We start from the raw sequence: 21,841 nt of genomic DNA, 5'->3' as shown, positions 1-21,841 counted from the left end.
TCCGGCCGGTGATCGCCGGCTTTACCCACTGCCCTAAGGTGTTTCGCATGCGTCTTGTCCGTCTGCTGCCTGAGCGCTGGCAGAAGTTCATCCACGAGGCGCTCAAATTCGGCATCGTCGGCGGCATCAACACCGTCATCAATTACGCGGTGTTCAATGTCCTTGCACTTACCGTTTTCGTCAACGGTCAGTTGAAGGCGACCGTGATCGCGACGGTCGTCGCCACGATCACGTCGTACCTGATGAATCGCCACTGGACGTACCGGGATCGCCCGAAATCGGCGCTTCGTCGGGAGTACGTCCTGTTCTTCCTGTTCAACGGCGCCGGCCTGCTCATCGAGCTGGGCGCCGTGGCCGCCGCCAAGTACGGACTCGGCGTACACGGCCTACTCGCGCTGAACGTGGCGAAGACCGCCGGTGTCCTGCTGGCCACGCTGTTCCGCTTCTGGTCCTACCGGACGTTCGTCTTCCAACCCGTCACGCCGTCCGAGGACGCCACGAAGACCGAGCCCACCTGGCACGACATCCCGCGCGATGAGTGGGACACCATGGCCGAGATGGACCCGGTCGCCGAGCTGGCCGAATCGGTCTCCGAGCTGGAGGAGGCGCAGTCCACCGACCGGCCCGGCCCGACACCCGGCCCGACCGGCGCCGCTCCCGTGCAGGGGCGGCCGTTGGCCGCCGGCCTCCCCGCCGACCTGGACGCGGAACTCGCCGCGGAGCTGCACGCCGGCACTCGTCGCGCCCCCCGCCGGTGACGCCTCCCGCTCTCCGCTCCGGCACCGGAGCGCCCGCCGAGCTGTTCTTCGAGGACCTCGTTCCGGGGCTCACCGTCGACCTCGGGACGGTGACCGTGGACGGCGACGAGATGCGGGCCTTCGCCCGGCGCTTCGACCCGCAGTGGTACCACGTCGACCAGGAGCTGGCCGAGGCCAGCCGGCACGGTGGCGTCATCGCCAGCGGCTTCTACACGGTCAGCCTGTTCATGCGGGCGTACGTCGATCACCTGCTGTCCCGCGCGGCGGCGGACGCCTCCCCCGGTCTGGAGGAGTTGCGGTGGCTCGCCCCAGTCCGTGCCGGGGATCGCCTCGCCGTCCGGGTCGACGTGATGGGCGCCCGCCCCTCGGACGCTCGCCCGGGGCTCGGCACCGTCATCCTCACCGGCGCCATGCTCCGCCTCGGCCCGGACGGCCAGCCCGAGCAGGAGGTGCTGCGGACACGTTTCCGCGGCTGGTTCGCGCTACGGCCGGTCGAGGGGCAGCCTTCGTCGACCGGGCCGGCCTCGGCAGGGCCCGGCGTTGCCGAACAGCCCTCCGCAGGCCCGGCCGGGGCCGGCCCGACGCAGGCCAGCCCGGCGGAGAACGGCCCGACACAGACCGTGTCGACACAGAACGGCCCGACACAGAACGGGCCGGCGCAGAACGCGCCGACGCAGAACGGCCCGACACAGACCGTGTCGACACAGAACGGCCCGGCACAGACCGCGCCGACGCAGGCTCGGCCGTCCGAGGCCGGGCCCTCGGCGGCGTCCGGGGCCGAACAACACGCCTGATCACCCCGGCCCTGCTCGCGGGCCGGGGCGATCAGCGCCGAGATCAGCTCGTGGTGTCGCGCAGCGGCTTGCCCTCGCGCATGTCGGCGAGGATGTCGCGCATCTCGCCGTCGCCCAGCGAGTGCTTGTCGTGCTGCGCCTCAACCAGCTCGTAGAGCGTGGTCTGCACCCGGCTGACCCCCGGCACGTCCTTGAGCACCGACTGGCCGCGCTCTCCGGCGGACTCGATGGTGAGGGTGCCGCAGCCGAGCAGCCGCTCGAAGAAGTGCTGGTTCATCGAGTGGTCGTTGATCCGGGTGAGCGGGAGGTCCCGCCGGTCCCGGGAGAAGACGCCCTGCTGCAACAGCACGCGCTCGTTGGTGAACAGGTAGTGGGTGGTACGCCAGACCAGGAACGGCCAGAGACCGAGCCAGAGGACCGCGATCAGGCCGATCGCGCCGATCACGGCCAACGCGATCGAACCGCCGGAACTCTCGGGCAGCAGGAGCACGCCGACCACCACCGCGGCGATGGCGAGGACCAGCACCAGGATCGGCCGGACCAGGGCCTTCCAGTGCGGGTGCAGGTGCAGCACGACGTGCTCGTCCTTCGTGAGCACGTCTTCGGGGAACGCCACGACAACCTCCAACGCCTGTACTTTGACGCGCCGACGGTAATCCCCGGGAGCCACTGAACAACATCCGCCACGCGGCCCGACCCCACCTTCCGCGATCTTGCACTTTCGGTTGCCGTTACGCGGCCTTGAGCCCGGTACGCCACGACAGAAAGTGCAAGATCGCCGCTGGAAGGCGCTCAGCGGAGGTGGAGGACGTCTCCTGCCGCGATGGCTCGGGTTTCGGTGGGGGTTGTCAGTTGGAGTTGGCCGTCGTTGTCGATGCCTGTTGCGGTGCCGGTCCGGGTTTCACCGTTGGGCAGCAGGACCCGTACCTCGCGGCCGATCGTCGCGCAGGAGGCCAGGTAGGCGTCGCGCAGGCCGCTCGCCTGGGCGTCCCCGCCGGCCGTGCGCCAGCGGTCGTACCAGTCGGCGAGTGACCGCAGCAGTGCCCGCAGCAGCGGGTCCCGGTCGGTGGCCGCCGCGCCGGCCAGTTGCAGCGAGGTGGCCGGCAACCCGGTCGGGTTCACCGGCAGCTCGTCGGCGCGCAGGGTCACGTTGAGGCCGATACCGAGGACGATGGCGGGCGGTTGGCCCGCAGAGCGCCCCGGCACCGCCTCGGCCAGCACACCGGCACACTTCGCGTCGCCGATGAGCAGATCGTTGGGCCACTTCAGGGTGGCGTCCAGCTCGGCCAGCCGGGCCACCGCCTCGACCAGCGCCACGCCGGCGAGAAGCGGCAGCCAGCCGTACCCCGGGGGTGGAACGGCGGCCCAGCCGCGGTCCGGCGCGGCGTCGCCGGGCCGCAGCAGGACGCTGGTGGCGATGCCCGCACGCGGCGGCGACTGCCAGATCCGGCCGCGACGACCGCGCCCGGCCGTCTGCCGTTCCGCGACCACGACCAGGCCCTCCGGCTCGCCCGCGACGGCGGCGTCGGACACGTCCGCGTTCGTGGAGCCGGTCTCCGCGTACAGCTCCAGGCGGGTCCACGGTCCGTTGGGCGCGACCAGCGCGCGCCGCAGCCGGGCCGCCGACAGCGGCGGTCGGTCCAGATCGGTGTACGGGGAGCCCGGCATCCCGTCAGCCTACGGCGGCGACCGGTACGGGCGTTGAGGCGTACTGCACAGCCGCTCCGACCTGAACCATCGTTATATTCCCTGGGTGACTACCGAGACCGGGACCAACATCCACAGCACTGCCGGCAAGCTGGCGGACCTGGAGCGCCGGGTCGACGAGGCGGTGCACGCCGGGTCGGCGCGCGCGGTCGAGAAGCAGCACGCCCGGGGCAAGAAGACCGCCCGCGAGCGGATCGAGATGCTGCTCGACGAGGGCTCCTTCGTCGAGCTGGACGAGCTGGCCCGGCACCGTTCCACGGCCTTCGGGCTGGAGCGCAACCGCCCGTACGGCGACGGAGTGGTGACCGGCTACGGCACGGTCGACGGCCGGCAGGTGTGCGTCTTCGCGCAGGACTTCACCGTCTTCGGCGGCTCGCTCGGCGAGGTCTTCGGCGAGAAGATCGTCAAGGTGATGGACCTCGCCATGAAGATCGGTTGCCCGGTGATCGGCATCAACGACTCCGGCGGCGCCCGCATCCAGGAGGGCGTGGTGTCGCTCGGCCTGTACGGGGAGATCTTCTTCCGTAACGTGCGGGCATCCGGGGTCATCCCGCAGATCTCACTGGTGATGGGACCCTGCGCCGGCGGCGCGGTCTACTCCCCGGCGGTCACCGACTTCACCGTCATGGTCGACCAGACCTCCCACATGTTCATCACCGGCCCCGACGTGATCAAGACGGTGACCGGCGAGGACGTCGGCATGGAGGAGCTGGGCGGGGCCCGTACGCACAACACGCGCAGCGGCAACGCGCACTATCTCGCCAGTGACGAGGAGGACGCGGTCGACTACGTCAAGGCGCTGCTGTCGTACCTGCCGTCGAACAACCTGGACGAGCCGGTCGTCTTCGAGACCCCGGCCGAGCTGGAGATCACCGACGAGGACCGCGAGCTGGACGGTCTCATCCCGGACTCGGCCAACCAGCCGTACGACATCCACACCGTCATCGAGCACGTCCTCGACGACGGGGAGTTCCTGGAGGTCCAGCCGCTCTACGCGCAGAACATCGTGGTCGGCTACGGCCGGGTGGAGGGTCGGCCGGTCGGTGTGGTCGCCAACCAGCCGATGCACTTCGCCGGCACGCTGGACATCGCCGCCTCCGAGAAGGCCGCCCGGTTCGTGCGCACCTGCGACGCGTTCAACATCCCGGTGCTGACCTTCGTCGACGTGCCCGGGTTCCTGCCCGGAACCGGGCAGGAGTGGGACGGCATCATCCGTCGGGGCGCCAAGCTCATCTACGCGTACGCCGAGGCGACCGTTCCCAAGGTCACCGTCATCACCCGCAAGGCGTACGGCGGGGCGTACGACGTGATGGGCTCGAAGCACCTCGGCGCGGACCTGAACTTCGCGTGGCCGACCGCGCAGATCGCCGTGATGGGCGCGCAGGGCGCGGTGAACATCCTCTACCGCTCCGAGCTGGCCGGTTCCGACGATCCGGCGGCGGTTCGGGCCGAGAAGATCGCCGAGTACGAGGACACGCTCGCCAACCCGTACGTGGCGGCCGAGCGCGGGTACGTCGACTCGGTGATCGCGCCGCACGAGACGCGTACCCAGATCGTCCGGGCGCTGCGCGTCCTGCGCACCAAGCGGGAGACCCTGCCGCCCAAGAAGCACGGCAACATCCCGCTCTGACCGCCGGCTCGCGTGCTTGGTCCGCGCGCCTCGCTTGGTCGCGGTGGATAGGCGCAACTTCGGGGAAACTGCTGCTTCCGCACGGCGGGAGGCAGCAACATCCCCGAAGTTGCGCGGATCTTCGCCGCGCGGCCGGCACTCAGCAGGCCGGGTTGGCGGCGGCGCACATCCGACGGGCGGCGACCTCCGCCAGGCGGGGCAGGTCCAGCTCGCCGCCGTCCTGCCCCGCTTTGAGCACCGTGATCAGGTCACCGACGCGGACCACGGCGGTGGTGTCCGGCCCGGGCGCCGAACCGATGGGTTCGCCCGTCTTCTGGTCGACGGGCTGGGTACCGGTGTGCCGCAGCAGCACAGCCCCGTCGCCTGCGAAACCGCGCTGGACCACCGCCCAACGGTGCGTCGCCATCCCGGTGCCCGTCGCGCCGCCCACCTCGTACTCTCCAACGCTGGTCCACTCGGCACACGGGGCGAGCACGTCGTCCAGCGTGGCGAGAAGCTGGATGGCCGCGTCCGGCGTCAGCCGGAACAGGTCCTGCGTGACCAGGCGATCCGATTTAGTGAGGATCGGCGTAGCGCGTCTGGGCACGAACGTCTGCGAGCGGGACAGGATCGAATACGCCGTGCCGGCCGAGCGCCCCTGGCTCGTCCGGCAGGCCTCGAGCATGCGATCCAGCCGGACCGGCTCGCCCAGCCCTGATTGGCTGAGCTGCACTTCGACCTGCTGCGACAGGTCGGCCGGCTGCAACAGGGCGTCGGTGGTGATCTCGTGCCGGGTCGGCGAAGCGGTGGGCACGGCGATCGGCAGAGCCGGCGGTGGAGACGTCCTCGGAGCGGCGACCGCCACGGCGGAGACCCCGGCGAGGGCCAGCACGACGGTGGCCACCACGATCCTGCGCTGGCTCCGGCGGCGGGCGCGGGCGCGGATCTCCGCTGGCTCCGGCCAGCGCACGTCCCGCAGCTCCCGCTGGATCTCTTCGACGAATGTCGGGTCGTCACGCATCGGTGGCCTCCTCCAGATCAGAGACGCCTAGCAGGCCGGCGAGCGCGGTACGCCCCCGGGAGAGTCGAGCCTTGACCGTCCCGACCGGGGCAGCGGTCTCCCGCGCCACCTCGGCGACCGGCATGCCCACCAGGTAGTACAGCGCGATGGCGACGCGCTGCTCCTCGGGCAGCCGACGCAGGGCGGCGACCACCGCGACGGTGTCGGTCCCCGGCCCGGGCACGGTCTCGGTCGCCCCGTGCCGCAGGTACGCGCGAGCACGGCTGCGCAGGCTGCGCCACCGGCTGACGGCGATACGGCTGGCGACCACCCGTACCCACGCCTCCGGATCGTCGTACCCGCTGATCGTCGACCACCGCTGCCAGGCCCGGATGTACGCCTCCTGCACCGCGTCCTGGGCCTCGACCCGATCGCCGGTGAGGGCGTAGACGAAACCGAGCAGCCGTTGTCGGCTCCCCCGGTAGAACTCGTCGAACCCGTCGACGTCCGGCACCCGCTACCTCCCCGTGTCGGTCGCAGGGAACACGCGCCGGGCGGGGCCGTCGGTTGCCCGGCTCAGGCGATCATCTTTTCCAGCTCGGCGAGCGGGAACGTGCCGGCCGCGATCCGCTGCCGAGTGGCCTGCCGTACGGCCCGCTGCACGGCCACGTTGGCCGGCGTCGGTACGCCGTGCAGTCGGCCGAGCAGCGCGACCTCCCCGTTGAGGTGGTCGACCTCGGTCGAGCCGGTGCCCCGGGCGAGGCTCTGCCAGGTGGAGCCGCCGGACCGGTCCGCGCCGCCGACCGGACGCTGCTGGACCAGGTCCCCTCGCTCGGTCCGCTCCTCCTCCGGCGATGTGTGGCCGATGCCGGCGGCGGCGAGCGCGGCGACACCCTCGGCGCGTACCCGCTCGACGAGGGCGTCCGGGATGTCCTCCCCGAGCAGCGCCTGAAGGCCGTTGCCGAGGTTGCTGAGCAGCTTGCCGTACTTCCAGCGCAGCACGTCCTCGCGGACCGGCGCGACGAAACCGGCGGCGGTCAGGTCGGCGGCGATCGCCCGGTCGGTGTCGTCAGCACCGCCCGGGTAACGGCCGATGTGGAGCATCCCGGGGTGCGGGTGTCCGTTGGCCACCACCACGCCCGGGTCCAGGTGGGTGGCCGGCAGCCAGACGCAGACCGGGTGCACGTCGGCGAAGAGCCGCAGGGCGGCCCGCTCGTTCGCCACCCCGTTCTGCGCGGTGACCAGCGGCAGCCGGTCACCGGCCGTACCGCCACCGGCGACCGGGGCGTCCACCCACGCCGCCAGCGCGGCCTCGGTGTCCTGCGACTTGACGGTCAGCACCAGCACCGTGTCGGCCGGCAGCGCCCGATCGCCCGGACCGTCGACGGCGGCGAGCCGGGCGGTGACGTCGCCATCGGGCTGCCGCAACGTCAGACCGCGCTCCCGGATCGCGTCCAGGTGCGCCCCTCGGGCCACCAGGGTCACGTCCCGGTCGGCCCGCGCCAGCCGCACACCGATGGTCCCGCCGACCGCGCCCGCCCCGATGATCACATACCGCATGCCCCCATTCTGCCCGCCGTCCCGACGCACCCCGTCGATCATGAAGTCATGTGCCCGAATGCATAGGGATTGCGGCTTTGGTAGCCGACCACAACTCCATGATCGACGGGGAGGGGCCGGGGTTAGAGGGTTAGGCCGGCGTCGGTGAGGATGGGGCCGGCCAGCAGTAGGGCGCCGGCTACCAGGGCGACCAGGTTGACCAGGGCGAAGAAGACCACCCAGAAGAATGCCGGGAACGGGGTCAGCCCGGCGAGCTGGTCGGCGTCGGAGGCGGGCATCCGGCCGCGCGAACGCAGGCGTTGCAGCTCCACCACCGGCCGCACCCCGCCGAGCAGCAGGAACCACACCCCGGTGTACGCGAACGCGGCCTGCACCTGCGGTGTCGCGTACCACGAGACGGCGAATACCACCGCCCCGGTGACCAGGAGCGACACCACACCGAACGCGTTACGGATCATGATCAGCATGGCGAGCAGCAGCACCACCGCGACCCAGAGCAGCAGGGTGATCCGGTTGCCGCCGAGCAACCAGGCACCGGCCAATCCGACCAGCGGCGGGGCGACGTAGCCGGCGAGCAGGGTCAGGATCATGCCCGGCCCGGTGGGTCGACCGGCGGAGAGCGTCAGGCCCGACGTGTCCGAGTGCAGCCGGATTCCGCGCAGCTTACGGCCGGTGAGCAGGGCGACGAGCGCGTGCCCGCCCTCGTGGGCGATGGTGATGGCGTTGCGGGCGATCCGCCACGGCAGCCGGGTGGACACCACCACCAGCGCGACGATCGCGGTGATCAGCACCAGCAGCGGAGGCGGGTCCGGCTGCGCGTCGAACAGCGTGTCCCACATGTCGCCCAGCCCGTCGATCGACATCATGGGGCGCGAGCCTACCGGCGGCGTTCCGTGTCTCTCCCGAGGCACCGGCTGATGACGCGTCAGGCCGATTGGACGAGGAGAGGATCGCGAGTGAGAGCTGTGTCTGTGGAGCACCACATCGGCCCGTGGACCGAGGCCGACTACTTCGCCCTGGGTGAGACTCCGGACCGGATCGAGCTGCTCGACGGGAGCCTGCTTTTGAGCCCGGTCCCAAGCAAGCGGCACCAACTGGTGTCGCGTCGGTTAGCCAACCACGTCACCCGGGCCGCCGACGTCCTGGCGGTCTTCACGGCGGTCAACGTGCGGCTTGCGGGGGACCGGATCGTCATCCCGGACGTCGTCGTCGCGGATACCGACGATGAGGGCACCGTCGTGGAGGCAGCCGAGATGACACTTGTCTGCGAGGTGTTGTCGCCGGGCAACGCTGCTGCTGACCGCCTACTCAAGATGCAGCTCTACGCGATCGCGCGCATCCCCTGGTACCTGCTGGTCGAGCAGGACGGCGACGGTCATTCGCTGCGCCTGTACCGGCTCGACGGCGAGCACTACGTCGAGGACCAGGTCGCCAAGGCCGGCGAGACGTTGAGCGTGGTCGAGCCGTTCCGCTGGCAGCTCGACCCGGCCGCGCTGCACTGATCCGCCCTCAACCCGGTCATCGGGAGCACCGACAACCTTCGATGAAAGTTTTCTCTACAGCTATTGCGATCAAGGGCACTTAGCTCCAAAGATGGGCGTCAATAGACCGGCGTCCCTGGAGGCACTCATGGCCCGTACCCGATCATCGCTGCGCCGCGCGCTCGCGGCCGGCCTCACCGTCCTCGCCACCGCGGCGGCGGCCCTGGTCGCGACCACCGGCCCGGCGGCGGCGGCCACCACCGCCGGCATCGACGTGTCCCACTACCAGGGCAGCATCAACTGGACCAGCGTCCGGAACTCCGGCATCGAGTTCGCCTTCATCAAGGCGACCGAGGGCACCAGCGTCAAGGACTCGGCGTTCAACGCGAACTACGTCAACGCCTACAACGCCGGGGTGATCCGCGGGGCGTACCACTTCGCCCGGCCGAACATCTCCGCCGGCTCCACCCAGGCCAACTACCTGGCCTCCAACGGCGGCGCCTGGTCGGCGGACAGCCGGACGCTGCCGGCCGCGCTGGACATCGAGGCGAACCCGTACAGCGGCGGCTACTGCTACGGCCTCAGCACCACCGGAATGCGCAACTGGGTGCAGGACTTCCTGAACACCTACCGCTCGCGCACCGGCCGGTACGCGGTCATCTACACCACCACGAGCTGGTGGAACCAGTGCACCGGCAGCTGGACCGGCCCGTGGGCCAACCACCCGCTCTGGCTGGCCCGCTGGGCGAGCGCGCCGGGCACGCTGCCGGCGGGGGCGCCGGTGTGGAGCTTCTGGCAGTACACCAGCAGCGGCGCCGTCTCCGGGATCAGCGGCAACGTGGACCGCAACTACTGGAACGGCGACCGGAGCCGCCTGATCGCCCTCGCGAACAACACCTGATCGGGACCGTTGGCGGCAGCGGGATCGACTATCACCTCACGGTGCACAATCGGTCCGGCTGCCGCCACACCACCGTTACGGGTCAGGCCCGCCGTCGGCTCAGGGCCGGCACCTGGCTCTCCTCGGAGGCCAGTGCGCCCCGCCGGGTCAGCCGCCACGCGCCGACCCCGCCGACGGCAACGGTCACGACGCTGAGCAGTGCGATGAACACCGGCATTCCCATGGCGATGAGCAGCAGGACCGCGTCGCCGAAGGCGACGAGCATCCACAGTGCCAGCCGGGGCCGGGCATCCCTCCGTCGGTAACCCATGTCGTACCTCCTTCCGTCGTCGAAGGTCATTTACCCACGACAACGGAAAGTCATGCGAATGAGTTTCAGTCCTGCCGGTCGGGCACGAAGCCCTTGGCGATCCGGTCGAAGTTCGGCAGGTTGGCCTGCCAGTCCTTGTCCGCGATCTCCCACCGCAGGGCGTACCCCCGGTTGCTGGCCGTCACGAACCCGCGGTTGCGGACGTGGATCCGCTGCCCGTCGCGGGTCTCCAGCCACTCCCAGTCGCCGCAGGTCTTCCAGAAGTCGCACGGCTTGATGCTGAGGTACTGGTAGTTCTTGACGATCTTCTTGCGGTCCGGCTCGATGCGCTGCCAGTCCTTGACAGCGTCAGCCTTCGGCGTCGACGTCCACTGCACCAGGAGTTCGCCCGGCCCGTTGGACTGGTCGAAGACGACCGTGCTGCCGTCGGGCTGGCTGCGGACCCACCCGTCGGGGATCGGCAGTGTGAAGCCGGCCGGGTCCTTGTGCAGCTTCCAGCCCGCCGGCAGCGCGTTCGGGTCCACGGACGGCGTGGCCGAGGGAGTCGGGCTGGCGGCGGCGCTCGTCGGCGGGGGTGCCGCCGGGGCGGTCGTCGGCGCTGCGGAGGTCGCGGCGGCGGTCGTCGGGTCGGCCTGCGGGGTCTCGTTGTCGTCGCCCTTGGTCAGCATCGGCACGATCACGACGAGGCCGACCAGCAGCAGGGCCACCAGTGCCCCGAGCAGCACGTTCCGGCGGGTGTTGTTCGGCTTCGTACCGTCGAACACCGGCACCGCCGCGCGCCCCGCCGGGCCCACCGGCGGCATCACCGACGTGGGCGTCGCGGGTTTGCGCTGCTCCGGCGTCACCGGCGGCGGCCCGTCGACGGCCGTCGGCTCGTCGTCGCCGTCCGTCGTACCGTCGCCGGGTTTGTCATCGGCGGCCGGCACCGTCGCGGTCGGCTCAGCCTCGGACGGGCGGTCGATCTTCGCCGTCGGCTCGGCCGGCACCGCCGCCGTCGGGTCGGCGTCGGCCGGCACGATCTCCGTCGGCGAGGCGTCGGCGGGGGAGGTCGCGGCTGCCGCGGCGACCGGCGGCGGAGTACGCGGTGCAGGCGGCGACACCGGACGGGCGGCGCTCTCCTCGGCCGGCCGTGGCGCCGGCACGAGCGGCGGGCGCGGCTCCCGCGGACCGTTCGGCCCCGGCCGGCGTACGCCGTCGAGCAGCGAGATGGCCCGCGTCCGCTTGCCACCCGCGCGACGCAGCAACCGCTCCGCCACCTCGGCGGTGATGCGCTCCTTCGGGTCCTTCTGGAGCAGCCCGTTGAGCACCGGCTTGAGCGGGCCGGCGTTCTTCGGCGGCGGCATCGGCTCGGTGGCCAACGCGGCCAGTGTGGCGATGGCGGACGGCCGCGCGTACGGCGACTTGCCCTCCACCGCCGCGTACAACGTCGCGCCCAGGGACCACAGGTCGGCCTCCGGCCCGGCGGTGCCCTCCCGGGCCCGCTCCGGCGAGATGTACGCGGGTGAGCCGAGCACCATGCCGGTACGGGTGACATTCGGGTCACCGGGGATCGTGGCGAGACCGAAATCGGTCAACACCACCCGGCCGTCCTCGCCCAGCAGCACGTTGCCCGGTTTGACGTCGCGGTGCATGACGCCGGCCTTGTGCGCCGCGTTCAACGCACCGAGCACACCCAGGCCGATCTCGACAGCCCGCGCCGGCGACACCGGCCCGTCCTCGGCGAGGGTGTCCTGCAACGACCTCGACGCCACGTACTCCATGACGATCCACGGGTCGCCGTCGGTGCGCAGGACGTCGAAGATGCGTACCACGTTGACGTGGTTGAGTCGGGCGATGGCCCGCGCCTCGCGCAGCGACCGTTCCCGCATCTCGCGGCGTTCCTCGTCGGTGAGGCCGGGCGGCGGCACCAACTCCTTGATGGCGACGTCCCGGTGCAACACCTCGTCGCGCGCCTTCCACACCCGACCCATGCCGCCCTGGCCGAGCGGCGACAGAAGCCGGTATCGGTCAGCGACAAGTTGGGGGAGCGCGTTCGACATCGCTGAGACGGTACCCGGACCCGCCGACGGTCACACCGCCGGCACGCCACTGTGCTCTTGACGTGACTTCGGGCCGCGTACGCTGGCGGCATGTCTGCCGAAGAGCCGCTGTTCCGGGTCGTGCGCGGCGTGCCCACCGCCGAGGAACTGGCTGCCCTGGTCGGGGCGGTCATCGTCCGGTCCCGCCCGGCCGCCGCACCCGCGCCGGCGACCGCGTCCGCCTGGGCGCGCAGCGGGCGGCCCGCCGGCCCCGACACCTGGCGCGCATCCGGTCTGCCTCGCTGAACCAGGTCGCCCCGGTGGGGGCTGCCAGGATGGCGTGCAGCCGTTAATCTCACTGAGGGAAACGGTGCGGTGACGGACAGGGAGGACCGATGATCCCCGAAGAGGACCAGCCGGCGCCCTGGCTGCACGGTTACGGCGGCATCGAGGCCGACATCCGTCAACTCCGTGAGTTCGCCGACCGGCTCGCCGCCGAGGTCGAGAGCAACTACGCGCCCCACCTGTCGTACATCGCCGAGGACATGTCCGCGAAGGTGCCCAACCCCTGCGACGCGTTCGTCGAGCTGGTCACCTTCCTGCACGCCCACCACGAGACGCAGCAGGCCACGACCGACATGGTGTACGCCGTCCGCGGCGCCACCGGCCACCTCGCGGCAGTCGCCGACCGGGTCGCCACCCAGTACGCCGACAGCGACGCCTTCTCCGCCGCCCGGGCCGTCGACGTCCGACGCGCCCTCGCCGACCCGGGAACCGTCCTACCCGGCAGCCGGACGCCGACACTGAGCGACCCCACCGCCCCCGACAGCGAAAGGCCGGTGGTCCTACCGTGATCGAGCGTGGTGGCGGCCGCACCTCCGGCCAGACCGACTGGCACCTGATGGACCTCAACAGCATGTGGGCGTGCCTCCAGGACCACGACACCACTGCCCATTGGAAGCAGGTCGCCGGCTGGCGCAAGGTCTGCGACCTCGCCCAGATCCACCTCGGCCGACTCCAGGAGTACCGGCGGGGACTCGCCGAAGCCTGGCCCCCCGAGACCAGCGCCGCCTCCGGCACGTACCTCGCCCAACTCGACGACCTCATCGCCAAGGTGCGACACACCCACGACGCCGCCGCCGCCAACTACACCGCGCTGTCCGCCGCCACCCAGGCCATCGGCACCACCCGCGCCGAGCTTCGCAAGCTCCACGAGGAGTACGCGACCAAACTCCAACAGAAGCGGGCGTACGAGGCCACCGCCGCCGACCCCAAGGCGGTCATGGGCAATCGGGCCGTGGACGCGCCCGTGACGGACAGCGACCTGGAACGGCTGAACGTGCAGGCACGGGCGATGATGTTCAGCCTCAGTGGCGAACTACAACAAGCCCAAGCCACCCTCCAAAAACCCCCACCCCCGCCGCCACGCACGGGCCATCAGCCAAACGATCCAGACGCATACGGCACCAGTGCACAAGGCCCAGTCATCCCTCCGGTCGTCGCCATACCGATGCCAACGAACACTCCGACCACGAGGGTTGACAGGGCGCCTTCGGCCGAACGTGCGCCTGTTCGAAATCTCGGAGGGGTGGGGCCAGTGCTGGGCGGAACGGGTTCAGCACTAATGCCGGGCACAGCCAGCCCCACGCCGCGCGGATCAGCGCCATCCACGACATCGCCAAGCCTGCCAACCGTCATCTCTGCCACACCCCTAGGCGGCCTAACGCCAACGCCGCCTGCGAATAACAAGCCCCACATCGGAGCCAAAGAACTTTCGCAACGTGCCGCACCGCCGGCTGCCAGCCGCCCCATGCCACCGGGGGGTCTGATTGGGGGTACACCAAGCGTGGGCCTCAACCAACCTGGTCCAATTCAAAACTCGCCTCGACGCGTTAACCCTGTCGGTGGTGTCATTGGCGGCGGCGGAGCAGGCACAGCGCCAAGCGGGGGCGCGGGTTCCCGACCTGGGTCAGGACGCGGTCTGCCGCCGACGGCAGGCATCTCACCGGTAGGCGGCGCGCCAGGATCAACGAGCGCTAACGGTATTCAGCCCACCGCTCTTAGGCCGACCGACCGAAGGCGGGCAGACAACATACTTCCTTGGGATCCCGATCACCCTTGGGAAACCAACAAGGGTGTCGCGCCGATAGTCCTGCCTCCGGAAGATGAGGGACCTATCGATCCAGGGCCGGCCATCGGCTTTAAACGGTAATGTCGACTATCAAAAAGATAGTTACAATAGCATTAGCCGTGCCATTATCTTTTCTGCAACCGACATCAGCAACGCCTCCACACCCCGCACCGACCCCCTCCCCTCCCGCTGGTGTCGAAAGAATCCGAGCAGACCAGTGGCATCTTCAATACTTGAATGCAACCCAGGCGCAAGTGATCAGCAAAGGCGACGGCGTCATTGTCGCGATACCCGACACCGGCGTTTACCCCCACCCCGATCTCGCCAATAATTTGCTAACCGGAACCGACACTGTTCCCGGCGGCTCGGGGGATGGCCGAACAGACCTCAACAGTCACGGCACCAGCATGGCCGGACTGGTCGGAGCGCACGGAAGGACTGCAGAGACAGGTGCCCTCGGAATCGCACCTCACGCTAAAATACTCCCCATAAGGTCTTCCACTTCGGACAATCTGGGAGCAGCCGACGATCTTGCTTCAGCTATCGAGTTTGCAATATCGAAGCGCGTCCAGGTCATTAGTATCTCCAGCGGAGGAGCATCGACACCGCGGCTCGTTCGGGCGATAGAGGCCGCCATGGCAGCAGGCATTGTTCTCGTAGCAGCAGCAGGAAACGCGCCAAACAGCCACGTCGCATACCCCGCCAGCGAAGAGGGAGTGATTGCTGTTGGCGGCATCGATCGTGCTGGGCAGCACGCCGCCGTCTCAGTGACCGGTCCGGAAGTTGATGTGGTCGCGCCTGCGGTCGATATCTACAGCACCAGTTACGGGGGGAAGTACTCGAAAGGCACGGGGACTTCGAGTGCCACTGCGATTGTGGCCGGGGCGGCGGCGTTGATCAGATCGAAGTACCCCTACCTGCCGGCGCAGGAGGTGGCCCACCGGCTTACGGCCACGGCCGTCGACAAGGGTCCACCTGGTCGGGACGACGAGTACGGGTACGGCGTGATCGATCTTGTGGCGGCACTGACGGCAGACGTACCCCCGCTGGGATTCGAATCGGTGAGCGCGCCAGCCGGCGGCGGTCCGACCACGACGGCCGATGCCCGGTCGGACGGAGATGACAGCTCGTCCGTTCGCGGCCTTGTCACCCTTGGGGTGATCGTTGCCATCGGCGTCGGGTGGGCCTTCGCGGCACGGCGTCGGCGGCGTGGTGATGATCCGCCGCCCAAAATCAGCCGATAGTCGGGCCGAGCGCTTTGATCGACTCGGGTTTCTTGACATCGGGGGGTCCTGGGGCTTGGGATGCCGCGGTTTGCGGGAAGCCGAGTGGATCACGGCAGCGGGTGACCTCGATCGACTCCGTATCGGCGATGTGGGGGTATTCCTGTGGATTGATAGCGCGACATCGGGGATGTGGAGTGGATCAAGGGCACGGCACCGGGCACGACGCGGCGGGGCGGCACGGGGCGGCACGGGGCGGGGCAGCGCGGCGCGGCGCGGCGCTTGGCCGGGGATGAGTGTCGGGCGTGGCGGGCCGGTAACGTCGGGCTGGTGTCTGACACTCTGCCGCTCCGTCTCGTGCTGGCCTCCGCCAGTCCTGCTCGTCGAAAGTCGCTTCGGGCCGCCGGCATCGAGCCGGACGTGCTGGTCAGCGGGGTGGACGAATCCCTGGTGGTGACCGATCGAGCCGAGGATCTGTGCCTGGAACTGGCTCGGCTCAAGGCTCAGGCGGTGTTCGCCCGACTGAACCTCGCCACCACCCCGAACGCCACCACCCCGAACGCCACCACCCCGAACGCCACCGCCCCGCAGGAACCCACACACACCACCCCGCAGGAACCCACACACACCACCCCGCAGGACCCAACACACACCACCACCCCGCACGGCCCCGCGAACGGCACCACCCCGCACAACCCCACCAACGCCGCCACGCCGAACGGCACCGCTGCCGGGACCGGTCAGCGGACCCTGGTCATCGGCTGCGACTCGGTCCTCGCGTTCGACGGGGAGATTCTTGGCAAGCCGGCCGACCCGGCGGACGCCACCCGTCGATGGTTGCGGATGCGGGGGCGCAGCGGGGTCCTGCACAGCGGGCACTGCCTGATCGACGGTGTCACCGGACGGCGGGCCGAGGCGGTCGCCTCGACGGTCGTGCACTTCGCGGACATCAGTGACGACGAGATCGCCGCGTACGTGGCCACGGGTGAGCCGTTGGCGGTGGCGGGCGCGTTCACCATCGACGGGTTGGGCGGGCCGTTCGTGGAGCGGATCGAGGGTGACCCGGGGACCGTCGTCGGGTTGTCGATGCCGTTGCTGCGTCGACTCCTCGCGGAACTGGGTCTGCAGATCACGGACCTGTGGACAAAGGTCGCGCCGGGCGGCCAATCGGTCGAGCCGCTCGGTAACGTCCGCTCATGACCACCAAGTCGATCCCGCTCACCGACGAGTTGCACGCCTATCTGGTCGCGCACGGCGCGCCACCTGACGAGATCATCCGGGATCTGGCCGAGGAGACCCGGTCGGTGCTGCCGGAGCACGCCAGCATGCAGGTGGCGCCGGAGCAGGCCGCTTTCCTGACGTTCCTGACCCGGCTGCTCGACGTACGGCAGGCCGTCGAGGTCGGCACGTTCACCGGCCTGTCGGCGCTGGCCATCGCCCGCGGGTTGCCCGAGGGCGGGCGGCTGACCTGCTTCGACATCTCCGAGGAGTACACCGGGATCGCCCGACGTTACTGGGCCCGCGCCGGGGTGCAGGACCGCATCGACCTGCGTATCGGCCCGGCCGGCGACACGCTGCGGGAGCTGCCGCAGGAGCGCCACCTCGACTTCGCGTTCATCGACGCCGACAAGACCGGGTACCCGGTCTACTGGGCCGAGCTGGTGCCGCGGATGCGCCCGGGCGGGGTGATCGCCGTCGACAACGTGCTGCGCGGTGGGCGGGTGATCGCCCCGCAGGACGTCAACGACCGGGCGATCGCGGCGTTCAACGACGAGGTGCTGGCCGACGTACGGGTCGACCCCGTGATGCTGCCCATCGCTGACGGCCTCACCCTCGCCCGGGTGCGCTGACCCAGCTGACCTACCAGCGAGCGAAGGCGATCGGGGTGCCCCGACAAGAAGGGGCACCCCGATCAACAGCGGAAGACGCGCGTCAGCGAACGCTGCGGGCGAACTGGCGGGCGGCCCAGAAGACGCCCAGCGCGGCGAGGACCGCGGTGATGGTCAGGCCCTGCCAGACCTTGTCACTGCCCAGGTCACCGGCGAACAGCGCCCGGGTGCCGTCCACCGCCCAGGAGAACGGGTTCCAGTCGGCGATGCCCTGCAACCAGCCCGGCGCGAAGGTCAGCGGCAGCAGGATGCCGGAGAGCAGCAGCACCGGCTGCGCCACGGTGTTCATCAGTGGGGCCAGCGCGTCCTCGCTCTTGACCTTGAGCGCGACGCCGTACGAGACGGCCGAGGTCATGAGCGCGATGAGGGCGAGCATGAGGTACGCCAGCAGCAGGTCACCGATGTACACCCGCAGGTCGAACAGGAGCGCCAGCAGGGTGATGATGACCGCCTGCACGATGAGCGACACGACGTCGCGCAGTGAGCGGCCGAGCAGCAGGGCGAGCCGGCTGATCGGGGTGACCCGGGAGCGTTCGATGACGCCGGCGCGGAGTTCGGCGATCAGGCCGAAGCCCTGGAACAGGCCGCCGAAGATGGCCAGCAGCACCAGCAGGCCCGGTACGAAGATCTTGTAGGCGGCGGCCTGGGTGGGCGCGTTCAGGGCCGGCTTGAGCAGTGGGGCGAAGAGCAGCAGGTACATCACCGGCTGGAACACGCCGACGAAGACCCAGACCGGGTTGCGCAGCAGAAGCTGGATCTGCCGCTGGAAGATCAGCCACGTGTCGCGGGCGAATTTCATGAGTCGTCTCTCCGGGGGTCAGGACTCGCGCAGCGAGCGGCCGGTCTTGGTCAGGAAGACGTCGTCCAGGCTGGGCCGGTGCAGCTCGATCGAGCGCAGTTCCAGGCCGGCGTGGTCGAGTCGGCGCAGCACCTGGGGAATGGCGGTGGCGCCCTCGTCGACGTAGAGGCGCAGGCCGCCCTCGTCGGCGGTCTCCAGCTTGTTGACGTACGGCTCGCCGTCGAGCGCCTTGGTGGCCTGCGGGGTGGCGGCCAGGTCGAGGCCGACGAGCACCACGTCGCCGGAGATCTCCCGCTTGAGCTCGGCCGGCGTGCCCTCGGCGACGACCTCGCCGTTGTCCATGATCGCGATGCGGTCGCAGAGGGCGTCGGCCTCGTCGAGGTAGTGCGTGGTGATGAAGACGGTCATCCCCTCGTTGCGCAGCCGCCGGATCTCGTCCCACATGTGGGCGCGGCTCTGCGGGTCGAGGCCGGTCGTCGGCTCGTCCAGAAAGACGATCTTCGGCTCGTGGATGATGCCGAGCGCGATCTCGACCCGCCGACGCTGGCCGCCGGAGTAGGTCTTGCACTTGCGGTCGGCGTACTCGGTGAGCTGGAAGGCATCCAGCGCGCGGACCGCGCGCTGCTGCGCGTCGGCCTTGCCGATGCCGTACATCCGGGCGTGCAGGACCAGCTCCTCGCGGGCGGTCGACTCGTCCCAGGTGCTGCCGCCCTGCGGCACGTACCCGATCCGGCGGCGGACCTCGGCGGGGTCCTTGCGCAGGTCGGCGCCGGCGATGGTGGCCTCGCCACCGTCGGGCTCGATCAGCGTGGCGAGCATCCGCAGCGTGGTGGTCTTTCCTGCGCCGTTGGGACCGAGGAAGCCGAAGATCTCCCCCTCGGCGACCTCGAGGTTGACGCCGCGCACGGCGTCCACCGTCTTCGTCTCTCGACCCGCGCGGGAGCGGAACGACTTCCGCAGCCCCCTGGTCTCGATCATTTCTGCTCCTGGTCGGTCGGGCCGGCCGGGCCGGCCGTCGAGTGTCGGTCGGGCCGGTGGGGCCGGCCGTCGAGTGGGACGACGCCGGACGGCGCACTCCCCCGCTGTGCCGACAGCAGGCTAACGCGATATAGCGCTTGTAGTCAACGTTGATTATTTCGCGTCGCGGTCGACCCGCTCCTCGCCCTCCCGCCGGCCCGACCAACCCTCGGCGTTCGCCAGCTCAGCAGGCAGGTACGACACTCCGGACTCGATCCGCTCCGCGATGCGCTCACACCAGTTCAGCTCCGCCTCGGCCCGCGCCGACCACAGCTCGAACATCCAACTGACGTGCACCGGCTTGGTGTTGCGGACCCAGTCCGACTGGAGCGACGCGCGCATCGACTCCATGCCCGCCCGCAGCAGGTTGGCCCGGTTGCGCAGCGCCGCCGCCGCCTCGGACCGGGGCATCGCGGGCAGGAAGGAGAAGGCCGCGGTGAAGGGGTCGACCGGCTCGGTGAAGTTCCACCAGAAGTTGCGCAGCAGGGTCTCGAACTCGTCCTCCCCCTTCGGCGTGACCTCGTAGGTGGTACGCGCCGGACGGGCACCGACCTGCTCGGTGGCGACGGCCCGCAGCAAACCCTCCTCGGTGAGCTTGCGCAGCGCGTGGTAAATCGAGCCGGGCTGCACGTTCGCCCACTTGTCGGCGCTCCAGCTCAGCAGCTCACGGCGCACGTCGTAACCGTGCACGGGCTGCATCCACCGCACCAGGCCGAGGATCATCATCCGAGTCGCAGACACCAGACAAGCGTAATAGCCAAGTTTGACTAAACCAGTGCCCCATCCCACACTGAGCGATCGTTAGGGGCCGCCGGGGGCGGCCGATACACTCCCCGTCAGTAACCTGCCGGGAGGAGCCACGAAGGTGCGCAAGGTACTCATCGCCAACCGCGGCGAGATCGCCGTCCGGGTCATCCGCGCCTGTCGTGACGCCGGCCTGGGCAGCGTCGCCGTCTACGCGGACTCCGACCGAGACGCCCTGCACGCCACCCTCGCGGACGAGGCGTACGCGCTCGGTGGGGACAGCGCGACCGACACGTACCTGCGCATCGACAAGCTGCTCGACGTCGCCGCCCGAGCCGACGCCGACGCCGTGCACCCGGGTTACGGCTTCCTGTCGGAGAACGCCGACTTCGCCCAGGCCGTCATCGACGCCGGGCTGACCTGGATCGGTCCGACCCCGCAGGCGATCCGCGACCTGGGTGACAAGGTGACCGCCCGGCACATCGCCCAGCGCGCCGGCGCGCCGCTCGTTCCCGGCACCCCCGACCCGGTGGGCAGCCCGGACGAGGTAATGGCGTTCGCCGTCGACCACGGCCTGCCGGTCGCCATCAAGGCGGCCTTCGGCGGCGGCGGTCGGGGCCTCAAGGTCGCCCGCACCATGGAGGAGATCCCCCAGCTCTTCGAGTCGGCCACCCGCGAGGCCGTCGCGGCGTTCGGTCGGGGCGAGTGCTTCGTCGAGCGCTACCTGGACCAGCCCCGCCACGTCGAGGCGCAGGTCCTCGCCGACCGGCACGGCAACGTGATCGTGGTGGGCACCCGGGACTGCTCGTTGCAGCGCCGGCACCAGAAGCTCGTGGAGGAGGCGCCCGCGCCGTTCCTCACCGACGCCCAGCGCGCGCAGATCCACGACAGCGCCAAGGCGATCTGCCGCGAGGCCGGCTACCACGGCGCCGGCACGGTGGAATACCTGGTCGGCAAGGACGGCACGATCTCCTTCCTGGAGGTCAACACCCGACTTCAGGTCGAGCACCCGGTCACCGAGGAGACCGCCGGCATCGACCTGGTCCGCGAGCAGTTCCGGATCGCCGACGGCGACAAGCTGCGGATCACCGAGGACCCGACGCCGCGCGGGCACGCGATCGAGTTCCGGATCAACGGCGAGGACCCGGGCCGCAACTTCCTCCCCGCTCCGGGCACCGTCACCGCGCTGCGCCTGCCCAGCGGCCCGGGCGTGCGGGTCGACACCGGCATCTCGGCCGGCGACGTGATCGGCGGCAACTTCGACTCGCTGCTCGCCAAGGTGATCATCACCGGTGAGACGCGTACCGAGGCCCTGGAGCGCGCCCGCCGCGCCCTCGACGAGATGGTCGTCGACGGGATGGCCACCGCACTGCCGTTCCACCGGCTCGTCGTGCGGGACGAGGCGTTCACCGCCGAACCGTTCACCGTGCACACCCGGTGGATCGAGACCGAGTTCGACAACACCGTGCCGCCGTTCGCCGCCGCCGCCGGCGTCACCGACGCGCCGGCCGAACGCGACACCGTCGTGGTCGAGGTCGGCGGCAAGCGCATCGAGGTCAGCCTCCCCGCCGGCTTCGGTGGGAGTACGACCACAGCCTCACCCGCCTCCCGTAAGCCGACCCGACGCGGGGGCGGCGCCAAGGCCGGCGGACCGGTCGGCGGCGACGCCCTCACCTCCCCGATGCAGGGCACCATCGTCAAGATCGCGGTCGCCGACGGTGACACGGTGGCCGAGGGCGACCTCGTGGTGGTGCTCGAGGCGATGAAGATGGAGCAGCCGCTGCACGCCCACAAGGCGGGTACGGTCAGCGGGCTCACCGCCGAGGTCGGCGCCGTGATCACGGCGGGCGCGCCCATCTGCACCATCTCCTGACCCTGGTTGGCGGTTTGTCCGCCCGGC

Annotated in this window: 22 protein-coding genes; 11 read left to right on the top strand and 11 right to left on the bottom strand. The window is 70.2% G+C overall.

The genetic code is table 11. From position 1 onward, the window contains the following. Positions 1-47: 47 nt before the first annotated feature. Together ACTFTM_RS05415 and ACTFTM_RS05410 are read left to right on the top strand one after the other, a co-directional pair. Positions 48-758 carry a GtrA family protein gene (locus ACTFTM_RS05415; RefSeq protein ID WP_449564755.1) on the top strand — a complete coding sequence of 237 codons (711 nt, stop codon included), beginning with the start codon at positions 48-50 and terminating at the stop codon, positions 756-758. Then, a complete protein-coding gene (locus ACTFTM_RS05410; RefSeq protein WP_449564754.1) occupies positions 755-1,552 on the top strand; it encodes a MaoC/PaaZ C-terminal domain-containing protein in 798 nt (265 codons plus the stop codon). Before ACTFTM_RS05415 ends, ACTFTM_RS05410 begins: the two co-directional genes overlap by 4 nt. Positions 1,553-1,595: 43 nt before the next feature. Here the strand turns inward: ACTFTM_RS05410 and ACTFTM_RS05405 are convergent, their stop codons facing one another. Both ACTFTM_RS05405 and ACTFTM_RS05400 read right to left on the bottom strand, forming a co-directional pair. Next, complete coding sequence (locus ACTFTM_RS05405) at positions 1,596-2,168, bottom strand: PH domain-containing protein (RefSeq protein WP_449564753.1); 573 nt, start codon at positions 2,166-2,168, stop codon at positions 1,596-1,598. A 176-nt stretch (positions 2,169-2,344) separates the two neighbouring features. After that, a complete protein-coding gene (locus ACTFTM_RS05400; RefSeq protein WP_449564752.1) occupies positions 2,345-3,220 on the bottom strand; it encodes a biotin--[acetyl-CoA-carboxylase] ligase in 876 nt (291 codons plus the stop codon). Positions 3,221-3,305: 85 nt separating this feature from the next. On the opposite strand from ACTFTM_RS05400, the gene ACTFTM_RS05395 reads away from it, so the two are divergent. Further along, positions 3,306-4,889: an acyl-CoA carboxylase subunit beta gene (locus ACTFTM_RS05395; RefSeq protein WP_449564751.1), complete on the top strand. Its 1,584-nt coding sequence runs from the start codon at positions 3,306-3,308 to the stop codon at positions 4,887-4,889. Positions 4,890-5,028: 139 nt separating this feature from the next. On the opposite strand, the gene ACTFTM_RS05390 is transcribed toward ACTFTM_RS05395, so the two are convergent. The 4 genes from ACTFTM_RS05390 to ACTFTM_RS05375 all read right to left on the bottom strand — a co-directional run bounded on the left by ACTFTM_RS05390 (position 5,029) and on the right by ACTFTM_RS05375 (position 8,294). After that, positions 5,029-5,889 (bottom strand): hypothetical protein, encoded by an 861-nt coding sequence (locus ACTFTM_RS05390; protein ID WP_449564750.1) that lies wholly within the window; start codon positions 5,887-5,889, stop codon positions 5,029-5,031. Then, entirely contained in the window at positions 5,882-6,382 is a 501-nt protein-coding gene (locus ACTFTM_RS05385) for a SigE family RNA polymerase sigma factor (protein ID WP_449564749.1), read from the bottom strand. The genes ACTFTM_RS05390 and ACTFTM_RS05385 overlap by 8 nt, the downstream gene beginning before the upstream one ends. A 62-nt stretch (positions 6,383-6,444) precedes the next feature. Then, complete coding sequence (locus tag ACTFTM_RS05380; RefSeq protein WP_449564748.1) at positions 6,445-7,428, bottom strand: ketopantoate reductase family protein; 984 nt, start codon at positions 7,426-7,428, stop codon at positions 6,445-6,447. 122 nt (positions 7,429-7,550) lie between these two features. Continuing rightward, positions 7,551-8,294 carry a M50 family metallopeptidase gene (locus tag ACTFTM_RS05375; RefSeq protein ID WP_449564747.1) on the bottom strand — a complete coding sequence of 248 codons (744 nt, stop codon included), beginning with the start codon at positions 8,292-8,294 and terminating at the stop codon, positions 7,551-7,553. A 90-nt stretch (positions 8,295-8,384) separates the two neighbouring features. Here ACTFTM_RS05375 and ACTFTM_RS05370 point away from each other — a divergent pair, with 90 nt between their 5' ends. Beyond that, positions 8,385-8,930 (top strand): Uma2 family endonuclease, encoded by a 546-nt coding sequence (locus ACTFTM_RS05370; RefSeq protein WP_449564746.1) that lies wholly within the window; start codon positions 8,385-8,387, stop codon positions 8,928-8,930. 127 nt (positions 8,931-9,057) lie between these two features. Further along, the gene (locus ACTFTM_RS05365) at positions 9,058-9,810 is read left to right on the top strand and encodes a GH25 family lysozyme (protein ID WP_449564745.1); all 753 of its coding nucleotides are present in this window, start codon (positions 9,058-9,060) and stop codon (positions 9,808-9,810) included. Positions 9,811-9,892: 82 nt separating this feature from the next. On the opposite strand, the gene ACTFTM_RS05360 is transcribed toward ACTFTM_RS05365, so the two are convergent. After that, positions 9,893-10,120 carry a hypothetical protein gene (locus tag ACTFTM_RS05360; protein WP_449564744.1) on the bottom strand — a complete coding sequence of 76 codons (228 nt, stop codon included), beginning with the start codon at positions 10,118-10,120 and terminating at the stop codon, positions 9,893-9,895. A gap of 65 nt (positions 10,121-10,185) precedes the next feature. Continuing rightward, positions 10,186-12,159 carry a protein kinase domain-containing protein gene (locus tag ACTFTM_RS05355; RefSeq protein WP_449564743.1) on the bottom strand — a complete coding sequence of 658 codons (1,974 nt, stop codon included), beginning with the start codon at positions 12,157-12,159 and terminating at the stop codon, positions 10,186-10,188. Between the two features lie 90 nt (positions 12,160-12,249). Between ACTFTM_RS05355 and ACTFTM_RS05350 the strand changes: the two genes are divergently transcribed. The 5 genes from ACTFTM_RS05350 (at position 12,250) to ACTFTM_RS05330 (ending at position 17,342) form a co-directional block, all read left to right on the top strand. Further along, entirely contained in the window at positions 12,250-12,444 is a 195-nt protein-coding gene (locus tag ACTFTM_RS05350) for an acyl-CoA carboxylase epsilon subunit (protein ID WP_449564742.1), read from the top strand. 89 nt (positions 12,445-12,533) lie between these two features. Then, positions 12,534-12,992 carry a hypothetical protein gene (locus ACTFTM_RS05345; protein WP_449564741.1) on the top strand — a complete coding sequence of 153 codons (459 nt, stop codon included), beginning with the start codon at positions 12,534-12,536 and terminating at the stop codon, positions 12,990-12,992. Between the two features lie 1,531 nt (positions 12,993-14,523). Next, on the top strand, positions 14,524-15,513 hold the full coding sequence (locus ACTFTM_RS05340) for a S8 family serine peptidase (protein ID WP_449564740.1): 990 nt from the start codon (positions 14,524-14,526) through the stop codon (positions 15,511-15,513). A 339-nt stretch (positions 15,514-15,852) separates the two neighbouring features. Next, on the top strand, positions 15,853-16,692 hold the full coding sequence (locus ACTFTM_RS05335) for a Maf family protein (RefSeq protein WP_449566549.1): 840 nt from the start codon (positions 15,853-15,855) through the stop codon (positions 16,690-16,692). Next, on the top strand, positions 16,689-17,342 hold the full coding sequence (locus ACTFTM_RS05330; protein ID WP_449564739.1) for an O-methyltransferase: 654 nt from the start codon (positions 16,689-16,691) through the stop codon (positions 17,340-17,342). The genes ACTFTM_RS05335 and ACTFTM_RS05330 overlap by 4 nt, the downstream gene beginning before the upstream one ends. A gap of 82 nt (positions 17,343-17,424) precedes the next feature. On the opposite strand, the gene ACTFTM_RS05325 is transcribed toward ACTFTM_RS05330, so the two are convergent. From ACTFTM_RS05325 to ACTFTM_RS05315, 3 genes are all read right to left on the bottom strand, one after another. Further along, the gene (locus tag ACTFTM_RS05325; protein WP_355239372.1) at positions 17,425-18,180 is read right to left on the bottom strand and encodes an ABC transporter permease; all 756 of its coding nucleotides are present in this window, start codon (positions 18,178-18,180) and stop codon (positions 17,425-17,427) included. Positions 18,181-18,198: 18 nt separating this feature from the next. Beyond that, complete coding sequence (locus ACTFTM_RS05320; RefSeq protein WP_449564738.1) at positions 18,199-19,158, bottom strand: ATP-binding cassette domain-containing protein; 960 nt, start codon at positions 19,156-19,158, stop codon at positions 18,199-18,201. Between the two features lie 153 nt (positions 19,159-19,311). Continuing rightward, positions 19,312-19,923: a PadR family transcriptional regulator gene (locus ACTFTM_RS05315; protein WP_449566548.1), complete on the bottom strand. Its 612-nt coding sequence runs from the start codon at positions 19,921-19,923 to the stop codon at positions 19,312-19,314. A gap of 139 nt (positions 19,924-20,062) precedes the next feature. Here ACTFTM_RS05315 and ACTFTM_RS05310 point away from each other — a divergent pair, with 139 nt between their 5' ends. Continuing rightward, on the top strand, positions 20,063-21,814 hold the full coding sequence (locus ACTFTM_RS05310) for an acetyl/propionyl/methylcrotonyl-CoA carboxylase subunit alpha (protein ID WP_449564737.1): 1,752 nt from the start codon (positions 20,063-20,065) through the stop codon (positions 21,812-21,814). Positions 21,815-21,841: the final 27 nt, after the last annotated feature.

The sequence above is a fragment of the Micromonospora sp. RB23 genome (assembly GCF_053585025.1).
Note: the sequence above shows the minus strand (reverse complement) of the source record. Positions and strands in the feature narration are given on the sequence as shown.